This is a genomic window from Brevinematia bacterium, assembly GCA_039630355.1.
In the GTDB taxonomy this organism is placed as follows: domain Bacteria; phylum Spirochaetota; class Brevinematia; order DTOW01; family DTOW01; genus SKYB106.
Genome location: JBCNVF010000062.1, coordinates 1 through 20,440, shown reverse-complemented (window position 1 = coordinate 20,440; position 20,440 = coordinate 1). Strand labels below are relative to the sequence as shown.

Annotated in this window: 17 protein-coding genes; 7 read left to right on the top strand and 10 right to left on the bottom strand. The window is 36.7% G+C overall.

Annotation, left to right across the window (positions count from 1 at the left end):
* The 3 genes from ABDH28_04690 to ABDH28_04680 form a co-directional block, all read left to right on the top strand.
* A partial coding sequence (locus ABDH28_04690; protein MEN2998313.1) for a hypothetical protein occupies positions 1 to 212 on the top strand: 212 nt, incomplete at its 5' end.
* A 266-nt stretch (positions 213 to 478) separates the two neighbouring features.
* Entirely contained in the window at positions 479 to 2,146 is a 1,668-nt protein-coding gene (locus ABDH28_04685; GenBank protein ID MEN2998312.1) for a VacB/RNase II family 3'-5' exoribonuclease, read from the top strand.
* On the top strand, positions 2,146 to 2,604 hold the full coding sequence (locus tag ABDH28_04680; protein MEN2998311.1) for a prepilin-type N-terminal cleavage/methylation domain-containing protein: 459 nt from the start codon (positions 2,146 to 2,148) through the stop codon (positions 2,602 to 2,604). Before ABDH28_04685 ends, ABDH28_04680 begins: the two co-directional genes overlap by 1 nt.
* On the opposite strand, the gene ABDH28_04675 is transcribed toward ABDH28_04680, so the two are convergent.
* Positions 2,601 to 4,364, bottom strand: a complete 1,764-nt coding sequence (locus ABDH28_04675; protein ID MEN2998310.1) for a sulfatase-like hydrolase/transferase — start codon at positions 4,362 to 4,364, stop codon at positions 2,601 to 2,603. The genes ABDH28_04680 and ABDH28_04675 overlap by 4 nt on opposite strands.
* Positions 4,365 to 4,450: 86 nt before the next feature.
* On the opposite strand from ABDH28_04675, the gene ABDH28_04670 reads away from it, so the two are divergent.
* Positions 4,451 to 5,032, top strand: a complete 582-nt coding sequence (locus ABDH28_04670) for a hypothetical protein (GenBank protein MEN2998309.1) — start codon at positions 4,451 to 4,453, stop codon at positions 5,030 to 5,032.
* A gap of 13 nt (positions 5,033 to 5,045) precedes the next feature.
* Here the strand turns inward: ABDH28_04670 and ABDH28_04665 are convergent, their stop codons facing one another.
* Together ABDH28_04665 and ABDH28_04660 are read right to left on the bottom strand one after the other, a co-directional pair.
* A complete protein-coding gene (locus ABDH28_04665; GenBank protein ID MEN2998308.1) occupies positions 5,046 to 5,699 on the bottom strand; it encodes a histidinol phosphate phosphatase domain-containing protein in 654 nt (217 codons plus the stop codon).
* Positions 5,696 to 6,568 (bottom strand): tetratricopeptide repeat protein, encoded by an 873-nt coding sequence (locus ABDH28_04660; GenBank protein MEN2998307.1) that lies wholly within the window; start codon positions 6,566 to 6,568, stop codon positions 5,696 to 5,698. Before ABDH28_04660 ends, ABDH28_04665 begins: the two co-directional genes overlap by 4 nt.
* Positions 6,569 to 6,686: 118 nt before the next feature.
* Here ABDH28_04660 and secY point away from each other — a divergent pair, with 118 nt between their 5' ends.
* Positions 6,687 to 8,045 carry a preprotein translocase subunit SecY gene (gene secY, locus ABDH28_04655; protein ID MEN2998306.1) on the top strand — a complete coding sequence of 453 codons (1,359 nt, stop codon included), beginning with the start codon at positions 6,687 to 6,689 and terminating at the stop codon, positions 8,043 to 8,045.
* A gap of 12 nt (positions 8,046 to 8,057) precedes the next feature.
* Here secY and ABDH28_04650 read toward each other — a convergent pair whose 3' ends face one another.
* From ABDH28_04650 to ABDH28_04625, 6 genes are all read right to left on the bottom strand, one after another.
* Positions 8,058 to 9,146, bottom strand: coding sequence for a hypothetical protein (locus ABDH28_04650; GenBank protein MEN2998305.1), 1,089 nt, complete (start codon positions 9,144 to 9,146; stop codon positions 8,058 to 8,060).
* Positions 9,147 to 9,173: 27 nt separating this feature from the next.
* Entirely contained in the window at positions 9,174 to 9,788 is a 615-nt protein-coding gene (locus ABDH28_04645; protein MEN2998304.1) for a hypothetical protein, read from the bottom strand.
* Positions 9,789 to 10,065: 277 nt separating this feature from the next.
* The gene (locus ABDH28_04640; GenBank protein MEN2998303.1) at positions 10,066 to 13,152 is read right to left on the bottom strand and encodes a DEAD/DEAH box helicase; all 3,087 of its coding nucleotides are present in this window, start codon (positions 13,150 to 13,152) and stop codon (positions 10,066 to 10,068) included.
* A gap of 17 nt (positions 13,153 to 13,169) precedes the next feature.
* On the bottom strand, positions 13,170 to 15,140 hold the full coding sequence (locus ABDH28_04635) for a hypothetical protein (protein ID MEN2998302.1): 1,971 nt from the start codon (positions 15,138 to 15,140) through the stop codon (positions 13,170 to 13,172).
* Positions 15,140 to 15,544 carry a DoxX family protein gene (locus tag ABDH28_04630; GenBank protein ID MEN2998301.1) on the bottom strand — a complete coding sequence of 135 codons (405 nt, stop codon included), beginning with the start codon at positions 15,542 to 15,544 and terminating at the stop codon, positions 15,140 to 15,142. The genes ABDH28_04635 and ABDH28_04630 overlap by 1 nt, the downstream gene beginning before the upstream one ends.
* Positions 15,545 to 15,816: 272 nt before the next feature.
* The gene (locus ABDH28_04625; protein ID MEN2998300.1) at positions 15,817 to 16,956 is read right to left on the bottom strand and encodes a diguanylate cyclase; all 1,140 of its coding nucleotides are present in this window, start codon (positions 16,954 to 16,956) and stop codon (positions 15,817 to 15,819) included.
* A gap of 301 nt (positions 16,957 to 17,257) precedes the next feature.
* Here ABDH28_04625 and ABDH28_04620 point away from each other — a divergent pair, with 301 nt between their 5' ends.
* Entirely contained in the window at positions 17,258 to 17,596 is a 339-nt protein-coding gene (locus ABDH28_04620) for an STAS domain-containing protein (protein MEN2998299.1), read from the top strand.
* Here ABDH28_04620 and flhB read toward each other — a convergent pair.
* Positions 17,593 to 18,708, bottom strand: a complete 1,116-nt coding sequence (flhB, locus tag ABDH28_04615; protein ID MEN2998298.1) for a flagellar biosynthesis protein FlhB — start codon at positions 18,706 to 18,708, stop codon at positions 17,593 to 17,595. The genes ABDH28_04620 and flhB overlap by 4 nt on opposite strands.
* Before the next feature lie 308 nt (positions 18,709 to 19,016).
* Between flhB and guaA the strand changes: the two genes are divergently transcribed.
* Positions 19,017 to 20,440, top strand: a 1,424-nt coding sequence (guaA, locus tag ABDH28_04610) for a glutamine-hydrolyzing GMP synthase (GenBank protein ID MEN2998297.1), incomplete at its 3' end; no start/stop codon positions are given.

Below are 20,440 nucleotides of genomic sequence, written 5' to 3'. Positions count from 1 at the left end.
TAGCGGAGGGGGTGAGGGAGGTGAGTATGTTTGTGGGGGAGGTGAACATGAGTATGGTGGAGGTGGGGAAGACGAATGAGGGTTTGATGAGGGTGGTGAGTGAGTTGATGGTTTACAGTGATGAGATAAGGGGTGCGATGGGAGAGAGCAGGAGGGGTATGGAGGAGATAGTGAGGGCGGTGTATGGGGTGAAGGAGGCAACAGTAGTTTGAGTGAGAGGTTTGAGGAGGTGTATGGGGTGTTGGCCGGAGGGGTGGGGGTGTGGGTAGAGAGACGGCAAGGGGGTAGGTTGATTGGGGACGTGGGTGGAAGTTGGGAGAGGAGCTTGGTAAGTTTAAGGTGACTGAGATAAAGTTCACAAAAGCTATTACACTCGCTGAGTAGTATAATGGAAATTAAAATCTGTTGACTTCAGAAAGAGTAGGTTGAATTTGGGTAGTGGTGTTGTTGATAATTTGTTTTGTCTATTTGTTTTAGGATGAAAAGGAGAAAAGTAAAAAGTGGAAGAAGATTTTCTGGCGAGAGTAGAGAAAGAAGGAAAACTAAGTTGAAAGAAACTAGAAGCAATAAGTTAGAAAATCTCAGCAAGCAAGAACTTTTGCTAGAACTTTCTAGGAGGAAGAAGCTTCCTTGGCTTAGAGAGGAGGTATTTGAGAGAAATCCCTTGCTTGATATTTTATTGGTGTTGAAAAAGTATAATGTAAGGTATAAGTTTCCTAGGTCTGTTGTGAGGCAGTCTAGGAGTATTGAGAGAGAGGTAAGAAGCTCTGATTTGAGGGGAAGGGTTGATTTAAGGAATAAGTTGATTTTTACCATTGATGGTGAGGATGCTAAGGATTTTGATGATGCGGTTTCTTTGGATATTGAAAAAGAGTATTATGTCTTGGGAGTTCATATTGCGGATGTATCTCATTATGTTTTACCAGGCACTCCCATAGATAGGGAGGCAATGAAAAGGGGAAACTCAACATACCTTATTGATACGGTTTTCCCTATGTTGCCGTTTGAACTATCCAATGGTATATGTAGCTTAAGTCCTTCCGTGGATAGACTTACAATGTCCGTGAAGATGTATATAAATAGAGACACCCTTGATGTTGATAGATTTGAGATTTTTCCGTCAGTGATAAAGAGCAGGTATAGGCTTACGTATGAATATGTAGAAAGGATACTTGATGATCCATCAGTTGAAAGTGATAAAGAGTTGGTAGATACTCTTTTTAGGATGTGGGAGTTAGCAAAGAGATTGCACGATAAGAGAATATCAAAGGGAGGAATAGATTTTAATTTTAAGGAAAGCAAGATCTATCTTGACGAGAAAGGAAATCCTGTAGAATTTAAGGTATACTCAAGGATGAAGTCTGAGAGAATTATAGAAGAATTTATGTTGATGGCAAATAAGACAATAGCGAAGTTTTTGGCAGACAAGGGACCATCTATATTTAGAGTTCACGAGGAGCCCAGTTATGAAAGTATTGAGAGCATATCAAAAATAGTTTCATTGTTTGGTTTCAGATTACCTCCAGTGGAGGAAATAAAATCTTCGCATCTACAGAGTGTAATAATGAACGTTTCTCAGAAGGAATATGAAGAATTCGTGAACTATGTGATTTTAAGGGCTATGAAGCAAGCTAGGTATGACACGGAAAATGTTGGACACTACGGGCTAGACTTTGAGTATTATACCCATTTTACTTCTCCTATAAGGAGATATCCAGATCTAGTTATTCATAGGCTTGTTAAACTTGCCTTGGTTGGGAAAACAAAAAGACCGAAGTATCTTTCTTTGAGAAAGCTTAGAGAAATAGCTAGACATTGCTCGGAGACTGAGAGAGAATCTGTTTCTGCAGAGAGGTTTATTGCAAAGCTTAAGGGGATAAGGTATATCAGATCTTTTCCAGATGAAATCTTTGATGCCGTAGTTTCAGGTTTTAAGGAAGATGGTATGTTTGTGCAGATAGTCAAGAATGGTATTGAGGGGTTTGTTCCGCTGGAAACTTTAGGAAAGGGTTACTTTTATGACCAAGATAACAATGAAATAGTGTCACCTTCTAGAGATACTGCTTTTAAAATAGGACAGAAGGTGAAAGTAAGGCTTAAGAGTTATTCGCTGATCAGAGGATTTTTAGATTTTGAGGTAATTTGATGGGGAGTAAGTGTAGAGCTTTTTCTCTAATAGAGATTATGGTTGTTCTGATGATCTCCTCGTTTGTTTTTATGATAATCTACGAGCTTATTTCCATTGGAATAAGTTTCTTTGAGTCCTTTTCAAGAGGTTCTGACTTTTCTGTAATGCAATTTCTTAGAGATTTGGAGTATGAGATTAACAATGGTGAAGACTTTAGTGTTTATAATAGGGTGCTTGAGATTAGGGGTAAGAAGGGGATTGTTAGGTATATATTTGGTACTCATAGTAAGGATTTTTCCTATTTTCAAATCAGGAAGGAGTTTGTTTCCAATAGTAACAAAGGGAGAAAGGATTTTCTGCTAAGGGGTGTGTTAGAGGTTGAAATCAGGGAGGAAGTAAGTAGACTGAGGAAAAAGGTGTTCTTATCAGTTGTGAATGTTAGAGGGCATAGAGAATTTGAGGGGTATTTGCCTTAGTAGTAAGGTGAAAAGTTTAGTCCTTTGAGTATTTTTTCTTTTTCTACTTTCTCTCCAAGGTAGAATACCGTTTTTGATTTGGGAGATGGTAAGAGAACTTCTCCTTTGGAAATTATCTTGCCTTTAGCTCGGCAGAGGTACAGAATAGTTGGTGATATATCAATCTGTGATACAGGGGTTATGAATTTTTTACTCTCTATTTCTGGGTCTATTATGAATAGAGGTACTATTTCTATGATCTTTCCTTCATCAACAAAAGCTACGGATCTTTTGTAATAACTACTGTTCTGAACTGACGAGTGATGATCCCCGTAGATTATGACGGAAGTATTTGAAAAGTTACTTCTGACAAAGTCTACAAAGTTTGAAAGCACTTTATCTATGTAACTCATTGAATTAAAGTATCTTCTTGTTGTGCTGTCTTCAATGTCGTTGAATAGTTCGTTTGTGTAGTATTTTTCGGTGAAGGTGAAAGGGCCATGGGTTGACATAGTAATGATGAAAGCGAAAAAGTTTGTGTTTTTAAGTTTCTTGATAAAGTTTCTTGCGAAGTTGAATACATCTTCATCAGATGCTCCCCACCCTTTTTCTTCAAGGCCCATTTCTGTGATGTCGAAGAGTTTGTCAAAACCCATTCTTTTGTAGGCGTCTTTTCTTCCGAAAAATGTTCCTTTGTTATTGTGGAAGGCGTAGGCTACGTAATTATTTGATTTCAGGACTTTTACGATGGAGTTGTTGTAATTTCTCCAATATCTTATGGATGGGATATCTTTAAGAGGGTGTAATGAGGTTAATACTGCAAACTCTGCATCAGATGTGTAGCCGGCAAAGTGGTAAGAAACAACTATTGGGAAAAATATACATTCTTCTGCTAGGCTTCGTAAAAATGGGGTTACGGGTTGGCCTTTGTAGTCCGTAAATACAACTGATGAATCTAGGCTTTCAACTTGTATTACTATTACGTTTCTTCTTGGGTAGCTACCAGTGAAAACGATCTCCCTGCCACGCTCTACGATTTTGTATGCTAGCTTATCGTCAAGAAGGTAGAGTAGGTCTAGGATATTTAGAAACAGTGTTCCATACCTGCTTATAGCTTTTTTCTCTTCTTTTAGCGATAGTCCTTCTTTTAGCATTTTTGATGTTATATTATATATACCATCGTTTCTTGTGGTGAAAAAGAACTCAGAAAGCAGGAGAGCAGTTACACACAGAATCCATACCCTTTTGGATGCTTTCTGCTTTATTACTTCCTTTACCTTGGAGAAAATATTGGTGTTTAGAAGAACTAGGAAGATTGGAAGATCTATAAGGATTATCAGTAGCCTTGATACCCATCCTATAACACTAACAGCAGATAAGAAAGATATTCCTTCTTTTGCGTTTGAAAAGTTTGTGGTTAAGTGGAAGAGAAAGTTTAAAATGTGGAAATAGTTGTCAAAGTATAGGAAGTATATGGAATTTAGTAGGATCCATAGATCTTCTAGGATGAGTACAATTATAAGTGCTTTTCTACTTCTAAGGATTAGAAAGTAGATAGTGTATCCCGTGAGTAAGAGGAAAAGGAATTTTGATGGGAGTAAAGGAGCAGAGATTGAGTATAGAAAGACTAAGAATTTTAGGGCTCTGAGGGTCAGAAACAGGAGTATTAGTGATACTGCTAGTACAATTCGGCTTTTGAGTGCATTGATGAGTATTTTGTATTGATCTACTGCTAGTGTTTGGAAGAAGTTTAGTGTAGAAGTTTGATATTTTTTAATCATGGATTTATGTATTTTTCACTTTTTATGGTTTTTTTTGCAACTTTTATCTTGAAAATTTTTTGTCTATACTTCTAAACTTTAGCTGTATGGGTAGAAGGATTTTGATACTTCTTTTTGGTAATATTGCTCTCATAACTATCGCTATCATGGTGCTTGATACTTTAGGTATAGTAGACTACCGTAGTTTCATATACGATAATTTTCCTTTTGTGAGGGGTTATCTTGAGCAGAAGTTGGAAGATCCGAAATTAATAGAGAAGGAGAGTTTGCTTAGGTATAAACAAGAGCTTGATTACCTTAAGAAAGCTCTTGATGAGAGGGAGAGAAAAGTTGAGGAGAAGGAAAAAGAAATTATGGCTAGGGAGGTAGAGTTACAGCAAAAGTTAGCGATGGTTGATGAGATACGAAACTCTCTAGAGCAACAACAGAGAATGTTTAGAAGCTACGATGATAAGGTAACAAAGGTTGCAACTTATGTTAATTCTCTTCCTCCTGACTCGGCTGCTAGAATTCTTGAGAATATGGATGATGATATGATAGTGGATGTTCTTCTAAAGATAGATAGGATTGCGGAAAGAGAAGGAACTTTGTCTATCTCATCATTTTTGCTTTCCAAGCTACCGCCTGACAGAGCTGCAAGGATAACCGAGAAGATCTTGAGAAGGTAAAGGTCTGGTATTTTCAGAATAGTTTTTTTATAATATCTTCTGAGTTTTTTAAGACTTCTTCCGCCTCTTTAGGTTCAAGTCCTGTGCCAATAAGAACTTTGTAAGCAAAGTCTGCAGTTATTAGGTTATCTGGTGTATGCGTGTCGGTATTTATTACCATTCTTACATTGTGTTTTTTGCATGTTCTCGCTACATGTCCGTTTGTTATAGAGTGTCCTTTTCTGGTTGTTATTTCTAAATACTTTTGGTTTTCAACGGCAAGTTTTGCCTCTTCTTCTGAGATAAGTCCCGGATGTGCTAAAATGTCTACATATTTGCTTTCTAGTGCTTTCCTGTTTGTTCCTTTTTCTACAGGTTCTACTATGGTTTCTCCGTGAACCACAACTAGTTTTGCACCTAGTTTCTTTGATAATTCTGCAACTTCATCTATTTGATCTGGGTGGACATGTGTTATCTCTACACCGGGAATTACTATTATGTCGCTATAGTAGTTTTTTATTGATTTGCAGAAGTTTACAATCTCTTTTACAACAAATTCTACATTTGATATGTCAACATGGTCAGTTATTGCTATTGCCTTATATCCGTGGTTTCTTGCTCTTTGGACTAGTTCGTTTGGTGATAAAACACCGTCACTGAAGAATGTGTGAGTATGTAGGTCTATCATTCTATACTCTCCTCGGATTGATCGCCGTTGTTATTTACGGAAGTTTCATTTTTCGGAGAAGTTGTGTCACTTTCCTGAAATTTTGTCTCTGAGGTTGCAGAACCTATATTTGCAGATACTTTATTGCTTTGGAGGGGTAGAGGTGAGGATAGCTGACTTTCTCTTTTGGTTGTGGTTTTACTTGTATTTTCGGGAATTGATTTTTTTTCTTGAGGCAGTGATACAGATCTTTTTATGTTCAGATAGGAGGAGTAATCAACATCAATTATACTTGAGATCTCTATTATCAGTCCCAGGATTTCTTCTTTTCTAGTTTGGTTGTATACCAATGATAGTATTTCAAGAGCTTTGTTATACTTTCCTACCTTTCTATAGGATTTGCCAAGGTATTCGTATGCTTCTATGCTTTTTCCGCCAAAAGCCATAGCTGATTCAATAGATACCGTTGCTTTGTAGTATTTACCCTGAGAAAAGTAGTTTTTACCTATTAAGAATAAGCATCTACTGTCTCCTGGATATTTAGCGTTGTATTCCAAAAGTATTTGCTCGGATTTGTCATATTTGCCGGAGAGATGATAAAGTTCTCCAATTTCCAGTGAAAACTCTTTTTCTTTATCAGGGAAGAGTCTTATTCCTTCTATTGCATACTCTATCCCTTGTTTGTAATCCTTCACATGATCTTTGTAGATTTTCACCATCAAAAGGTGTAATCTATAGTCTTTTATACCACTAAATATGTCCTTGGTTATCTCTGATATGGATCCTGAGATATCGCCTTTTGTATATTTTGCGTATGCACTCTCATAACTTCCGAAGGATATGCCGGAGATAGATAGTATGAGTGACGTGAGAAGTATTTTTTTTAGCATAATTACCCTCCTACATATTAAAGGATTTTCGGAATTTTTGGCAAAATTCGTACCGAAGGGAAATTGAAAGAAAATCTGTGAAGTTTTTAAAATTTGTTGGAAATTCTGGGGAGTTTTTATGTTGAAGGCTTTTGTGAACATTTTTAAGATAGAGTCTCTCAGGAAGAGGGTATTGTTTACGCTATTCATTCTTATAGTTTTCAGGGTGGGCACGACGATACCTGTTCCCGGGGTGGATTATTCAGTTCTAGCGTCTTATTACGAAAGGTTTGGACAAAGTAGCTTGGGAATTTTAGAATTTTTTAACCTTTTTGCTGGTGGGGCTTTAACGAACATAAGTATTTTTGCTTTAGGAGTGATGCCATACATAAGCTCTCTCATTATAACTCAGTTGCTGGTGTATGTGATTCCTTCCCTTGAGAGGATATCAAAGGAGCCGGATGGAAGGAGAAGAATAATGCAGTATGCTAGGATAGGAACTGTGCCACTTGCGATTATTGAGGCATGGGGACTAAATTTATATTTTGTCAGAGGGCTTAAGTCTGAGATATTTGCTAGAACTGGTCTTTCTCTATACCCAGAGACTATCTTTTTCTATTTGAGTTTCATGATAACTGTTACTGCTGGAACAATGTTTCTGATGTGGATGGGGGAGCAAATAACAGAGAAGGGCATAGGTAACGGTATTTCACTGATAATTATGGCAGGTATCGTTGCTAGGATTCCTGAGTCCGTCTATAACGTCTATAGACAACTTCAAGGAACAGGAACTATTGAGATAACAATGATACTTGTGCTTTTGCTGTTCCTAGGAGTAATAGTTTTCGTGGTTTGGTTTGAACAATCTATAAGAAAGATACCTGTAAGTTATGCCAAAAGAGTGGTTGGAAGAAAAGTGTATGGTGGTCAGAGCACTTATATACCTCTTAAGCTTAACCCTGCAGGAGTTGTAGCAATAATTTTCGCATCTGCGGTAATGAGTTTTCCTCAGCAAATTATTACCTTCTTTGGTGGAACCGATATACCAGTGATTAGAACAATATCTACATGGTTGTCTTACGAGGGATGGCTGTATATAGTACTCTATATGCTTCTTGTTATTTTCTTCTCCTACTTCTACACCTTCATACAGTTTAACCCTCAAGAACTCTCAGAAACACTTCAAAAAAATGGTGGTTTTATACCAGGAATAAGAGCAGGAGAACCAACATTCAGGTTCCTAAACGATACCATAAACAGAGTCTTGGTCCCAGGGTCTATAATAGTTGGATTGATAGCAGTATTGCCTAACTTGATATACGGCTCGTTGAATGTTCCAACTTACATAGCATACCTTATGGGTGGCACTTCACTACTTATCATGGTAGGCGTTGCTCTTGATACTTTGACACAGATAGAATCGCAACTAATAGTGCACCACTACGATGGTTTCCTGAAAAAGGGTAGAATAAGGGGCAGAGGCACCAGATACGTATAACTTCCAAAGAATTTAGATCTCATAAACATCTTCTACAAACTTAGGTACTCTTACCTCTACAGAAGATATGGATTCTCTGTATTTGATTATGAGGTTTTCTAGATCTTGATACTCACCTATCAGCTTTGAAATGAAACTTGTGATTTCCTCAAGAACTTTGATTGTTTCTTCAACAAATCTATTGTTTCTCTCTAATGTTATTCTAAGCTCAGAGAGTAGTTTGTCAAGATCAGTGTGTTGAGTTTTTATCTTATTAGACAAACTACGTGAGTTTTCCAAAGAGTTTTTCGTAACATTTGCAGTAGTGAGGAGTTTCTGAAGTGAAGCTATATATCTCTCTGCTTCAACTCTAATGGTATTTACTTGAAACATTACGGATTTTATCTCGCTTTCTATTGAAAGCTTTTCTTCGTCAATAAATATTGTATTGATTACTTCCTGAATGCTTAGAAACAATTCGTCTATCTTTCTAGATATTACCTTAAGCTTTTCTTGGTTTTCTTTGCTTAGTTCCATTTTCGTAAGCTCTACGTCAAATGAGACCCTGATTGAGTTTAGCTTTGTTGCAAGTTTTCTCAGGTCGTTGATCATCTTATTAAACGAGTGATAACTCTCCATAACTTCTGGTAGTAGCCTAAATACATAAGCTAACATTTCACTAGATTTCTTCATGTTCTTTAAGGAGTCTGACATAGATCCTACTATTTCTGAGATAATAGAAGAAAAGATGTTGATTCTAGGTTGATGTTGTGAAAGAATGTTCTCTGCATTTTTAGCTAGGCTTGAGATACTGTGTAATTCGTCAGAGAAATTTTTTACTCCTCCCTCTATTTCTTTAATAGATTCATTTACAGTTTTAAGCTCTCTGATGTCACTCTCAATCATTTCTTCTACTCTCAGTAGCTCTTTTTTTGACTGGTCAAAAGTAGCTATAGCTGTATCTATCTCACTTTCTACAGACTGCAGAAGTTTTCTCATTTCGTTTACAGTCTTTATTAAGAGAACGGCTGAAGAGTATTGGTTGTTTATGATCTTCTCTAGATTTTCCATTACTTTGTATAATTCTTCTGATGCAATTTCTTTTTTTCTGTTTTCCCTCAAATTTAGGAAATTGTTGACCACATCTCATCAGATAGAGATTCTGTAAGCCTTTATTAAGGATATAACCAGTGTAGTGATGATTACGACTGAGGCAATTGCCTGGTCCACCCAGGAGAAAAAAGGAATTGTTCCCATAAGTGTTATCAAAGCTATTAGTATTGCTGAAATTAATGAGGAGGAGATCAGTATCTGTTTGGAAATACTTTCCCTTTTTTTAGAAAAATCAAGTAGAAATGGAATCATCCCCGAGGATATGGATGTTTCAAATAGTAAGACTATAAGCAGAAACACTAGAACACGATCAATTCTTTCAGCGAATTCAATATTGAGTAAGAGAATTATAGCGGAGTAAATCCCTATCAGAAGAAAGTTTGAGATTATGTTGAATATGGGAAAAGAGATAGTTACGTAGGTTTTGCTAAGTTTGTTCCAGAGAGTCATCATAAGCAGAAACTTCAGTAAAGGTAGTGTTAAAACTGCGATACCGAGGGTGAAGTATATAGAGGTTAGGCTAACTTGTCCTAAGAATAGTCTTAGGAAAACCCACCCATCTATTGCTGATGAAATCAGTGTCTTTATAACGAAAAGATGGTATATCCTTTGGTTTTGTGATTTGTCTTCCATAAGTTGTGATGGATTCATAATAACTTTAGGGGGTTTTCATTTTCAACTTTTTCACGAAAATTGTAATAAAATCTAAGATTCACAACTAGGTGTAGTTTCCTTATTTCTTTCACACTCTCTATCAGGACTGGTGAATAGTCTTTTTAATGATTTAGCAAGCACTTGAAAGGTTTAGTGCAAAGTATAGTTTGTGCTTGACGGATGCTATTTAGAAACAAGGATAGAAGGATTGGTTAAAGAAACTTGCGACTAGGTGGTTAAGATAAATGTGCTCAGGCTAAAGCTTTTAGGGTTATTATAGCTTAAACCTAAATATAACTTCTTGGAATTCTATGGTGAAAATTTTTCCTCTGTTCTCGTATTTCAGATATCTATCTTCAAGGATTTTCTTCATTATCTTGTATGTAAATTCTACATCTTCCTTACAGTGGTTTATAACCATATCTATTTTCCCTTCTCTAAATATCTGTGGTATAACTTCGCTAGAGATACTTTTTTTGCTATTGAGGTTATTTCTTATCAGGTTGTCCAGAGATATTCTTGTGTCACCAACATGTTTTTTAAGAAGATCGTTTAGGATATCAAAGCTTTTGACACTATCTGTTACTTCAAATCTGCTGTCGTATCTAGATAGAACCTTGTAGTCAAAATTTTTCGTGTTGTAGCCTATGACAATGTCAGATGAGAATAGGAGGTCTATGAGTGTTTTGACGTTGCTTTCATTAAACACAAGGGTTTCATTTTTATTTATGTCGTAGACAACTGCTATTGCAAGAAGCATGTCCTTAGCGTTATCCCAACCTCCTACTTCGTAGGAGTACTTCTGGGTTTCAAGATCAAAGACTAGGGGTTTTTTGAAATTCTCAAGGGGGTATTTAAGAAGGTCATACTGGGCGTATTTTTCGTTTTCTTCAACCTGAGGAAGTTCTCTTTTTAGGTAAGCTATGGAGTATTTTACAACTTTGGGGTTGATTTTTTCTTCTGAAGTTTCTGAAGGTTTATTGAGGTTGTCTGATAGAAACTTAAGAACTTTCTCACCCATTCTTTTGGAAAGAATAGTGTTGCCATTACCACATTTGGGTGATTGTATGCAAGCAGGACATCCACTATCATTTGTGCAAGCACAGTTTTTTACAGAGATCAAAGCCCTATTTATGATTTTATCAAGCTTGTCAAAAGCTAGTTCCGAATACCCTACGCCACCTTCTATCGCTTCGTATATTATTATTGTAGGTTGGATTCCACCACTTACATAGGATAGCCCTCCTAGCTCGCTTCTGCTACAGATTATTTCCGTAGGATACATTCCTATTATAGAGTGTTCTGCAGAGTGTAGGCCTGAAAGAAGAATGTTCTCTTCGTTTATCTTTACATTCTCCATTGACTTGTTGCTCCTTATATACTTTATGTCCTCGTCATACTTTACTATTTCTCTAAGTTTGCTACCATTGAAGAGTATTACTATTCCCTCGGTATCATACTCTAGAGTATAAGGGGTAGGGTATTCTGTGTATCCTATAACTTTCCTTTCTCTTATGATCTCGTTGTTGACTATCTTGGGTTCGTATCTTACAGTTAGAAATCCAGTGTAAATCTCCTTGACCCTTAGTTTGCAGTAATTAATGAAGAAAGCATTGTATTTTTTGGTTTTCATTGTGCTGATGATTTCAATATCTTTATCAACTAAAACTTCAGTTGAGCTTTCTTCATTAGTAGGTTTCACTACCACAAGATTGTTTTCAAAGTCTATTTTTTCCACTACGTAGCTATCTCCCATATGCATATATATTCCGCCAGGATGGCATTCCAAGAAGATGTGGCTGAGGTTTATTTCTCCTATCTTCTTGTTATTCTTTGAGTCATATATGTAAAAGTTTTTGCCTATTCCTCTGAGGTTTATCATACTTCTCAGATCTTGCTTTGTGAGATGAGTAAAGAAGTATTTTTCGCAGTTTATACTTTTTGTGAAGTGAACAATTTCGCTTTTGTCTTTATTTTTCTCAATGAATTTTTCGGTTGTATATATCCCATCAATTCCCCAGTATTTCTCTATTAGGTTATCTTGAATGAAATTCTTAGGATCTTCTAGTGTTTCGTTGTATGCAACTATTGCTAGGGCAATATAGTAGCCTATTACTCTATCGTTATACACGTTAGCGCTAAGAGCTTCAACTTCGTCTGAGAATAGTTCTTTGGGATTGTTATAGTAATACTTGTCCAGTATGTTTTCAGTCGGGAGAAATATTGCAGTTCCATCTCTTGTTCTTCCAGTTCTACCAAATCTTTGCCTTAGGGATACTTTTGAGGAAGGAAATCCAACGACGCATACTACATCAAGATCTCCTATATCTATTCCCATTTCAAATGCGGAGGTAGCGATAAGTCCTTTTATTCTACCGCTTTTGAACATATTTTCAATTGCTATTCTGTCCTTGTGCTCGTATCCAGCTCTGTAGGGACTTACAAGCGTAGCTAACTCTGACTTCCTTATAGCTTTAGTAATTCTTTCTACAGCCTTTCTGGATTTGACGAAAACTAGAACCTTTTTTGAAAGTCCGAGTATGAAGCTTTTTAGAGTTTCAATTACCCAGGAGTTTGGACTCATGATACTAGTGTAGGTTTTGTTAGGAACCAAAAACTCTATTTTCTTGTTTCCAGATGTGCTTTTGTCAATTATCACAAATTTTTTGCCAAAAATGTTTTCTATGAATTCTTTTGGATTACCAATTGTTCCAGACAGTGCAAAGTAACGGGCGTTGTTTGAGTATATATCATTCATCATATTGACAACACGTATCAAGTTTCCAAAGTGTGATCCTTTAATTCCAGACATTTCATGTATTTCATCAACTATTATTACCTTAAGATTTTTCCAAAATCTTTCCCAGCTCTTGTTATACAGTATTAGAGAGTAAATAAGCATTTCGGGGTTAGTTAGAACAAACCCTCCCCTGTTTTTTATTCTACTTCTTATAGACCCACTTGTTCCTGAGGTGAGAGGATAAACCTCAACAAAAGGAGCAACCGTATTTATGTAGTCTCCTACTTTTTTGGCTTGATCGTTTATCAAAGCATTTATGGGGGCAATGTATAGTGCTACCGAATTTTCGTCTTTGTAAAGCTCCTCAAGGTAGGATATAACGTAGGGTAGAGTTTTGCCAGATGCGGTAGGAGTGACTATAGCTACGTTATTACCGTTACAGAATTCTTTTATTGCCCTTGCTTGATGTTTATAAAGAGTTATTCCCAATCTATTGAGCAGTTTTTTGGAATATTCACCTAATTCAATATCGCTTTCGTATTCCGGTGGTGTGTAAGGTTTGACATGAGTGACAGTGAATTTAGAGTACAAGTCAAACTCAGCTTTGGTCTTTTCATCCATTATCATGCTCCCAGGGACTAGAAGGAGATTCTCTCGGTAATAGTATTACCAAATTCGTCAGTGATTTTCAATAAAACCACTCTCGTCTCGTTTTCAAGATCAATTCTAAACGTTTCTAAACTACTATCAATTACTCCATCTAAGGGTAGAAGATAGTTCCAGTTGATGCCATCGATGGAGTATTGAACCTCTTTTAGAGAGGTGTTATCAGAGATCTTGAATTCTAAAGTAACTTTCTTCTCAGATCTTTTTACGTTGATACTTTCTCTATTGACGTAGGGGGTAGAAGCATCAACAGTGTAGTTTTCAATGAAGTTGGTTGTATAGATCTCAAATCCCTTGGGGTTTGTCAAGGAATCATCGGCGATGAGCATGAAACTGAAAATTCCGTTGCCGATGAAGTATTTGTTTATGGAAAATTTAGTATCAGTTATTGGGTCCCTGTTGAGGATTTGCCACACATTTTCGTTGTAGTTACGCACAAATAGCCTATACCTTAATTTGTCATTATCTGGATCACTGCTTTTCCATTCAAAATTTAAAAGTTCTCCTTGCTGGGACACCGTAAAAGATGAAATTTCAGGTTTTGAGTTTTTAGGAGTATATAGTAGGGAAATGCTTTTCAGAAGTGGTGAAACTTTTGGATTTTTTGATGATAAGATAACTTTGATTTTCACGTATTGGTATTTATCAAGGGTTATGAACTCCTTGACCTCAGTCCAATCCGACCATGTTGTATCTTCTTTTGGTGTATTTCCTCCTTTTATGAATATGGATACCGAGGTGCTACTTGGTATGTTGCCATCGTATTTAATTCTACCCCAAGCGTCAACTTTCCCTACATCTATCTCCTTTGTTTCTAGGTAGCCTGTCAAAACTATTTGGTCAAGGTTGATTATGTCAAGCCCCGAAGGATTTGCACTTGAGATGTATAGATCTTTGCCAAATCTGAAGATTTTTAGGAAGTTTCTACCATAGAAGGAAGATTTGAATTTGTTTTCGTCAAGAGAGTATTCTACTAATTTGCCATCTATTGTTGTAGCAAAGAGTTTGTTATCAACAATTTCAAGTGAGGTTATTCCAACTTCGCTAAAAAGGGTTTCTATTCTCTTTGTGTTTATGTCTATTTTATAGACATTTCCTTTGGTATTTCTAAGTAAGTTTATTGGTAAAACTTGGGTAGCTTTAGACTCTTGTTGGGATGTTCCTTGTTGTGTTTGAGATGATGAGATTACATTGTAGGTAGAAACGATTAGAAAGTTTTTGTATTTTTTTATGTCAGTTATTTCGCTTTCTTTGAGAGAGATGAAGGGCTTGACATCATAACCATTGAAGGTGTATATACTACCTGTTCCACTTGAACCAATGTAGACCTTATCATTATCAACCAGGGCAACCAGGAAATGTTTTTCACTTTCTGTTTCAAAGATTGGTTTGTAGAAGTTTTTTGAAACTTCGTAAATACCTGGCTTATTACCAGAGATTGCATAATACTTATTGTTGAACTTGAAAACATCCCAGATGTATCCATTCTCAAATGTTACCAAAGGTTCAGTATTTAGAAAGCTAAGGAGGTAGATGCTTCCTTTACCTCCAGTTAGCATGAAAAGAGAATTATCAATGACTTTTAACTTAGTTATCATTGAGTGATTTGCAACAGAACCGATGTTTTCTAGCTTTCCCCCAATGTAGCTGTAGATATTGTTTGGGTTTGCTGTTGCAATAATAAGATTGTCATTTATGTTATCAACCCAGCTTACGAATGCTTCCGTTCCGTTGAAAATACTCTTAATAGCGTAGCTTAGGGATATCCCTCCGCTACCATAGTGGAAAGAAATGTTACTTGATGTTGTGGATTCTATAAAGGTTTGTGAAGAGAAGTCTATATCAAGTTTCTTTGTATATATTCCAAAGGAAAAGTTGGTAATTAGTATGATGGAAAACTTTATCCATAGGGTTCTTTTCAGAGAATTTGAGAGTATTCTCATTAACTTTTCCCCTTTTTGTAAAGAAGATGATCAAGTGAATACTTGCCTCCGCCTAGTATTAGTAAGGAGATGAATATCGCAAGATAGAGTAAGGTAAGTTCGTAGGGATTGCCTGAGCGGATATTGTAGTAAAGTGCAACTATCATAACAGATGTTAGAAGCAATGCATTTATCCTGGTAAATAACCCTAATAGGAGGAGAATGCTACAAAGGAACTCTATAAGTCCAGTAAGAATTGCAAATAGGCCAGGAAGAGGAAGTCCTAGGTTTGCAACTTTATCCACAAATTTCCACTCTTTGCCACTTAGAAAGTTTATTATTCCCAGTAGTTTCCCCCATCCGTGAAAGAGAGCCATAGTAATGCCTGAGACTATTCTGAGAATTAGAATACCGAGATCAGCCATAAAGAACCCCCGTATTTTCTCATTAAGAAATTGTCAAAAATAGCTTTTCTTTCTTGCAATTTCTTTCACTCAATTCCAGTAAAACCTAATTACCACAACATCGCTTTACATTATCTAATTACAAATTCCTGGACCTTATTAACTTAACTTCAGTAGAAACCAGTCATTTGACACATTAATTATAAGCTTCAGACCCCTTGCTGTAAGGTGAGTTTTTTGTAGATTAAGGTTTGTGTCCAATGCTTTTAGTTGTAGAATTCTTTGAGGTAGTTCTACCTTTCAAAAAGATAAATAAGGGTTTCAAGGGTTTTGTTTTCCTGAAAGTCAATAGCGACAAAGCTACCTTCGGCTCTTACAACTTTTACGGGCATCTCAAGTAAATACTCACTTTCACCTATTGTAATTTTGTATAACCTGACTATTTCCTCCTCTAGTTCAGCTTTATCGTCAAACTTTATAAGAATACCACTTTTGCTTATGTCTACTATCTCTCCTTCAAATAGTTTCTGGTTTGATACAATAGTAATTCGGGATACCTTCTTTGTTGGTATTCTTGGGAATCTTCTTCTGTCATTCTCCTCAACAAAGTCAAATCTGTCTGTGACTCTGTTTTTGCCTTTTCTCTTTGAGTAGTAAAGCATTCTGTCTGCAGTGGCTATTATTTCATCAAAACTCTCTCCATCAAAAGGAAAAACTGCTATTCCTATGCTGGTTCTTATGTCCATATTTTTCTTTGCAAAATATTCTTCTACATTTGCTCTTATCTTTTCAGCAACTGCTCTTGCCCCTATTCTTCTTGTTTCTGGGCAGAATACTACAAACTCATCTCCACCATATCTGAAAAGCACATCAGCTCTCCTAATACAGGATGATACTATTTGTGAAAATTCGTTTAGTATTTCATCACCAAATTGGTGTCCATACTCGTCGTTGTAGCGTTTGAAGTTATCTAAGTCTATCATGAGGAGAGAGAAGTAGCCACCATACCTTCTTATTTTCTCTATCTCGTAGTTAACGAGAGCTTTTAGCATATGATAGTTATATGCATGGGTTTTGTAGTCTTGAAACATCACTTCTACAAATCCGATGAATCTCTCCATCTCCATGATCTTGGGGTTAAAGATTAGTCTGTTAGTTAGGAAATACTCAAATGCTACTATTCTTATGTCCTGTTGAGGTAGTTGGGTTTTTGTTGAGAAGATCTTGTTCCAATGGTGTATAACTTCCTCATCCTCTACTTCAATGCTGAAGACGAATCTCGTTACATCTCTTAGAAGACCTATGTTTTCTGGAACGATATCCTTGTTACCAGATCTAAACTTCTCAAAAATACTGTTGAGTTGATGCAAATATTGGTTTGTCAGAAATTCTTCCTCAATAGGTTTTACAAAAAGTTCTCTAGCTTCCAACATATCAAAATTTTACCACATTCTTTGCAAGATTTCAACAAAATTTAGCTGAAGTCAATAGGATCTGAGAGCATAATTAGGCATATTTTTTCTCTCTATTCCTCTTAGATTTCCTGTTGGGACGAGAGGATGTTTTCCCAATATGTGTTTAAGATGTTTAGTATAAAGTGAATTCTGTAACTGACGAATATTAACTAGAATCAAGAGGGGTAAATAATGTAGAAAGTTTAAGATCTTAATCTGCTTAGCTAAACCTTGAAATTGTTAGTGCTTATGGTATATTATCTGTTTTTAGGAGCAGGTTATGAGGTATGAGGAGATAGATGATATAATTCTAATAAGGCTTCCTAGGGAGGTGAATGTTGCTGAGACAACAGAGTTTAGCAACTTATGTGAGTTCTTCTTACAGAAGGGTTTTTCAAAGTTCGTAATAGACTTTTTTGAGGTAAAGTTTATTTCAAGTGCTTTTCTAAGTGTGTTAGTAGCTATGAAGAAGAGATTGTTTTTATCAACTGGTAACGTAGTCTTGGTAAATCTTTCTCCGAGCGTTTACAAGATACTTGAAATAACAGATCTTTTGTCCTTTTTTGATATCTTCTCTTCACAAGAGGAGGGGATTGATTACTTTAACAGAGTAATTTAGATGGTTTTTCCTTTTTTCCTGTAAACAACTGATAGGATATTAGCAACTATGCTATAATACTCTGGAGGGATTTCTTCTCCTATGTCTACGGAGTAGTACAAAGCTCTAGCAAGGTGCCGATTTTCAACTATTTCAATGCCGTTTTCCTCAGCGATTTTTCTTATTTGTAAGGCTAGTGAGTCTATACCCTTAGCTATCACTGTAGGGGCACTCATATATGAAGGTTCGTATTTTAGTGCTACTGCATAATGGGTTGGGTTCGTTATCACCACATCTGCACTAGGTACTTCTCTCAGTGACCTTCTGTGTAAGATTTGTTGCTCTAGCTCTCTTATTCTAGCTTTGATCTGGGGGTCTCCCTCAAATTCCTTTATCTCTTGTTTTAGTTCCCTAGGAGTCATCATTAGGGATTTTCTAAAGCTCCATCTTTGGTAGAGATAATCAAATATACTAAATACTAAGAGAGCTATTACCGCTATATTTGCAACCTTAAAAGAGAAACTGGTAACGTAGAAAAACCCTTGCATTGGTTCATTGAATATTATCTTCTTAAAGTTATCAATCTCTCCCACTATTGTGAAGTATAGGGCTACTCCGAGGATAGTCATCTTTATTATGGACTTACCTAGGTTAAAAAGAGCATCTCTGGAGAAAAATATTCTTTTGAAGTTAGAAGGAATATCAAAGACTCTTCTGAGGTTGGGGATAAGCTTTTTCCAGGATACATTGAATCTTGTTTGTAGGGTGTGACTTATGATGCTTAAGAATACTGCTAAAAGCAAGAGGGGTAGTAGAAATCCTATCACTACCTTGAATGAAGCTAGAAACATGTTGTTAAAGTTGCTGATACTGATTTCTTTTGATCCTATTGAATTAATGGCAATGTGGAAGATTTCATAAAGCCCTTTGAATATATTCATTGCCATAAAGGATATAGCCCATACCATCAGCAACAGGATTATACCGCTTGCTAATTCTTGGGATTGAGGGACGTTTCCTTCTTCTCTTGCTTTCCTAAGACGGTATTCGGTTGGTTCTAATGTTCTCCCCTCATCCTCCTCAGCAAAGATCTGGAGGTTGATATATGAGATTCTCTGCTCCGTCAGGCTCACCTCCTCTCTTCTCCTTTCGCTAAGAAAATTATTTAAAAGGTGGAAACAACTTTTCAAATTTTTGCTTGTTTGTCCAAAGATTATTGGCTATGTGGTTTACTCTGTAGTCATTCGGAAACTTTAAAATCTATTGATACCTTTAGGCAGTGAATCCAATTAGGAAAAGTGTTCACCCAGTCCCGATAGGGACTGCAAGAGTGGTAGAAAGAAAGAATACATTCTAGTCACGAATTTTGGAATTTATCAAGATCTTAGGGTGTTAATTGGAAATGGGGTGGTAAATTTCCTTTAAAATAGTACTTTGCGGTATGATAGCAATTTTGGACTTTGGATCGCAGTATACTCAACTTATAGCGAGAAGGATAAGGGAGATGGGGGTATATGCTGAGATATTTCCGTATGATATTTCTGAGAAAGAGCTTCACTCTCATATTTATGGTGATGAGAGGATTGAGGGTATTATCTTGTCAGGGGGTCCTTCAAGTGTTTTAGATCCGTCTGCTCCAGCGGTTTCTCTTAGCTTTATTTGTGGTTATGGTGTGCCCATATTGGGAATATGCTATGGGATGCAATTACTCTGTAAGCTTGAGGGAGGGAGGCTTGAAAGATCTAAACTTAGGGAATATGGTTATACCGAAGTTGAGATAATTTCAGAGTCTAAGTTGTTTGAAGGGATACCGAGAAATATAGTTGTTTGGATGAGTCATGGGGATTCTGTTGTTGAACTGCCCCCTTTTTTCAGACCTACGGCGTTTACTAAGAATAGAGTAATTGCTTCTGCCGAAAATACGGCAAAAGATGTGTATTGCGTGCAGTTTCACCCAGAAGTTTTTCACACTCAATACGGAACCGAAATATTAAGAAACTTTGTTATAGGAATATGTAAGTCTGCACAAGGGTGGTCAATGGAAAGGTTTATGGAAAGTGAGGAAGAGAGGGTTAAGAGGTTTGTAGGAGATAGGCATGTTGTAATGGCTGTGAGTGGTGGGGTGGACTCAACTGTAATGGCTGTGTATCTTAACAAAATTTTAGGAAAGCAACTTACGCCTATTTTTGTCAATACAGGGCTTTTGAGGTTGGATGAGGAGGAAGAGGTTGTGGAAAATTTCAGAAGTTTGGGTATTGAGATACGATATGTAAACGCAGAGGAGGAGTTTTTGCTTGCCTTGGAGGGAGTTACAGATCCCGAGGAAAAACGGAAGATCATTGGTAGAAAGTTTGTTGAAGTATTTTTCAGGAATATAGGTCCATCGGATATACTTGCACAAGGCACACTGTATCCTGATGTTATTGAAACCTCATCTGTAAAGGGGCCTTCTGCTACAATAAAAACCCATCATAACAGAGTTAAGGAAATAAGGCAACTTGAAAAGGAAGGGAGGATTCTTGAGCCTTTCAAATTCCTTTTCAAGGATGAAGTTAGGAAACTAGGTAAGATTTTGGGAATTCCAGATAGACTTCTTAATAGGCATCCTTTTCCGGGACCTGGGTTAGCGGTTAGAATAATGGGTAAGGTAACTAAGGAAAAGATAGATATCGTAAGGAAGGTTGACAAGTTATTCATACAAGAGCTCATGAATGAAGGATTATATGACAAGGTTTGGCAGGCGTTTGCGGTGTTGCTCTCTGATAGAGCAGTCGGAGTTATGGGGGATGAGAGGAGCTATGGGTATGTGGTAGTATTGCGAAGTGTAAATAGTGTTGACGGAATGACGGCAGATTGGTCACGACT